4 protein-coding genes are annotated in these 3,185 nt (G+C 32.7%); 2 read left to right on the plus strand and 2 right to left on the minus strand.

Going from position 1 to position 3,185, the window contains the following annotated elements:
- Nucleotides 1–5: 5 nt before the first annotated feature.
- The gene (locus ABDZ60_RS10115) at nucleotides 6–167 is read left to right on the plus strand and encodes an ATP-binding protein (protein ID WP_425544854.1); all 162 of its coding nucleotides are present in this window, start codon (nucleotides 6–8) and stop codon (nucleotides 165–167) included.
- Between the two features lie 706 nt (nucleotides 168–873).
- Here the strand turns inward: ABDZ60_RS10115 and ABDZ60_RS10120 are convergent.
- Nucleotides 874–1,323 (minus strand): DUF5946 family protein, encoded by a 450-nt coding sequence (locus ABDZ60_RS10120; protein WP_343777911.1) that lies wholly within the window; start codon nucleotides 1,321–1,323, stop codon nucleotides 874–876.
- A gap of 114 nt (nucleotides 1,324–1,437) precedes the next feature.
- A complete protein-coding gene (locus ABDZ60_RS10125; protein WP_016207353.1) occupies nucleotides 1,438–2,373 on the minus strand; it encodes a helix-turn-helix transcriptional regulator in 936 nt (311 codons plus the stop codon).
- Nucleotides 2,374–2,475: 102 nt separating this feature from the next.
- Between ABDZ60_RS10125 and ABDZ60_RS10130 the strand changes: the two genes are divergently transcribed.
- A complete protein-coding gene (locus tag ABDZ60_RS10130) occupies nucleotides 2,476–2,958 on the plus strand; it encodes a GyrI-like domain-containing protein (RefSeq protein ID WP_343777914.1) in 483 nt (160 codons plus the stop codon).
- Nucleotides 2,959–3,185 lie beyond the last annotated feature (227 nt).

Here is a 3,185-nt window from a genome sequence, read left to right on the forward strand (position 1 = left end):
GTACCATCTTAACTACCAACATAAATTTTAATTCTTGGGATGATATTTTTTATGATGCTGTTATAGCTAATGCTATTTTAGATAGAGTTTTACATCACGCTCATGTCGTTACAATTAATGGTAAGTCTTATAGATTGAAAGATCATTTTAATCAGGAAGAAGATTAAAAAACTACATTCTTAAATGATCAAAAAGTTACATTTCTAGCTTGACATTTATACTTTACTTCCAGCCAATATATCATCTAGATGCCTGTTATCCTTACTTATAAAACCCATGAGAATATAGGCAATTGAAAGAGTCATAGATAATGATAAAACAATCATCGAAAAAGGTGTATCAAAGCCATTGTAAATGCCATTAATGGTACTCATATGCCCAAATTGCCAGGGTAAAAATTTAAAGGTGTTTCTTATGATACTCCCTTTAACAGGGTTACCTTTGTAGATAACTCTTAAATTTACTTTTCTTTTTCACTAGGAGCAGAAGTTTTTCGATCCCTCCATAATTGAAAAAACAATAATTATTGGAATCACTGATGTTAAAGTTGCAATTGATAATTTGTGAATTCTGGAATACCATTAAAAATCAGAAAATAAATGGCTATAGTAATTATTAACAACAACACTAAATAAGCACAGATAAATAACCAGTCAAAAAATAGTTCTTTAACCCTGAGCATAATTCCTGGAGCCTCCATACTTTCCTTGCACCTATATTCCATTATACCCCACCCTGCATTTCTTTTATATTTTTGTGAAACTTAATCACTCCACCAGATTTTGCATATTTTTGTTTCCTACTTATACAGTACCACTCTTTTAAGCTCTTCAGTAGATTTATCTGCTATGAATTGCCTGATTAATATACATTTCAACGCCTTAGTTCATTTCTTATTTGCTCTTTCCATTTATTAATATTGATGATTGCATTTTGCTCTCCTCCTAAATATATATCTTCAATTGTCATCGACCACAATCTTAATTCTCGCTTTCTTTCCAAATTCGGAATCTGATTTGCTATTTTGCCTGCTGATTTTACAATCAATCGATTTTTCTTGAGAATATATGCTGAATCCCAATCATTATCATAAGCGTCAATAAATAGATTAACCAAATGCTTATATCCTTCTGCTGTGTAGTTCGAAGGATGTTGAATCATATAGCATGAAACAAGCCAAAAGTGCAAGGCATATAACTTTGGATCGTTATGCTCCCATACAAGAGGAAAACCAAATAGCTCATAGCATGAAAATCCATCCGTCTCTTTGGCACCACATTCTATACATCTTCCAGCTTTCATAACTGTGTTATTATCAACCATCTATCATCAAACTCCTTAAAAAATTAATTAGTTATCAGTTTACCCTATGACGTAACGTAAATGTCAAGTTTATTCTTAATCTGGGGAGTAAATTGTAACCTGTAAGTATATTTGCTAATTATCTTTATATATTTCCATAACTTCCATCAAGTATTTTTTAAAATTTTGTCTCACACTTAGCGGTTCAATTAACTCACATTTTCTGCCAAATTTAAGGAGTATGTTATATCCCTCTTCATTGTCTGCAATGGGATATTGGGCAATATACTTATTTCCCTCAATTCCAATAATATTTTCTTCCCCAAATCGCTCTATCACTTTATCTTTTAGAGACCTATCTATTTTTATAATAACCGGCACAACTTCTTTTGTCATCCAGCCCGAGTCATCCATTGGCAAGGATACAAACTCCCGTGGAGTAAAAGTTTCCTTATCTAACCGCATCTCACTCATTCTAGCCAGCTTAAATATCCTATAGTTATTTCTTTCAACACTAAAGGCTTGTAGATACCATCTGCTTTCTTTAAAAACCACTTTGTAAGGTTCTACTTTACGTGTAGTACTCTCGCCATTTTTATCTATATAATTGAATAACAAATATCGTTTTTCATTCATAGCTGTCTCTGTAATTTTAAGCAGACTTCTGAGCGAGCGATTTCCCTCATTAAGTTCCAGATCAATTGAAAATTTCTGATGATTTATATTTTGCTTTAATAAATCATTATCCTCTGTCATACTCTGTAATTTGGCCAAGGTATTGGTGATTTCTTTATTTTCTAGCAACTGATTATAACTTTGCAAACTACTAATTAAGCTTTGAACATCTTTTGGGGTAAATAATTTTTTGTCTACTTTATAAGACTTCATCAAACTTACCCCACCCATAGCCCCCCTGGTTACCATGATGGGCATTCCTGCAACATTTAAAGCATCGATATCTCTGAATATGGTTCTTCGACTCACTTCCAGTTTTTCAGAAAGTTCACTGGTTGACACAGTTTCTCTTTCTAAAAGAAGCATTATTATTGCAATTAGCCGTTCTACTTTCATAAAAAATTCACCTCTTATTTTAATTATGACATACTTGTGTCATAATTACTATGATAAAGTATACCTATATTAAAAATAAAAATTACCAGGGAGGAATTTTAGATGAGTAATTACAAAATTGAACAAAAGGATGCTTTTCGCTTAGTTGGTTTTAAAACAAAAATGGAAGGTTCACAAAAAATCCATTCGGAGCAATTTTCAAGTCAAAAAACTGAATTTTTCAAAGGTATGCTTCAAAATGGAAATATGTCTTTACTTAAACCTCTTGCTGAAAGTAAATACGGTTACGCTGCTGTAGCAACCGATGGAAACAGTACGTTTTACTATGCAGGTGTTAAAACCTTACAACCAGCAATCAGCGAAGCAGAAGAGGTTTTATTCCCAGAAGGGAAATATCTGGTTCTTGAGGGGGAAGGCGGACTGTCTCGATTAGCATTTGATAAGCTTGAAGATCGAGCTTTTAAAGAGATCCTTATTAGGAATTACGATTATGAATACAGTGGAAATCCTATTGCTGAGATTTTACTAAATGGAAACCCAGCAGACTGCAAAGTAGAAGTCTGGATACCTGTTAATCAAAAATAATATAGTTGTCACAAAGGAGATATCCTAATTTAAGCTATTTCTTTTACTTTTCACACCCTTCTTTTATATCTTCCACAATAGAAGGGTGGCGTTTTCATCTATGAAACTAAACTATTACGCAAAACCTATACCTTAACGCAAATATCCTCAGTTCTGCGGTAAGCGCTTCAGAAAATGGCGTCTATAATTATTTTTAAGCAAATGATACCCTATCACTATAGAAATTA

Origin of the sequence: Clostridium sartagoforme (genome assembly GCF_039521405.1) — a bacterium.
In the GTDB taxonomy this organism is placed as follows: domain Bacteria; phylum Bacillota; class Clostridia; order Clostridiales; family Clostridiaceae; genus Clostridium; species Clostridium sartagoforme.

Coding starts and splice junctions, on each gene's coding strand:
- ABDZ60_RS10120 (WP_343777911.1), bottom strand. CDS start 1,323: ATGGTTGATAATAACACAGTTATGAAAGCTGGAAGATGTATAGAATGT.
- ABDZ60_RS10125 (WP_016207353.1), bottom strand. CDS start 2,373: ATGAAAGTAGAACGGCTAATTGCAATAATAATGCTTCTTTTAGAAAGA.
- ABDZ60_RS10130 (WP_343777914.1), top strand. CDS start 2,476: ATGAGTAATTACAAAATTGAACAAAAGGATGCTTTTCGCTTAGTTGGT.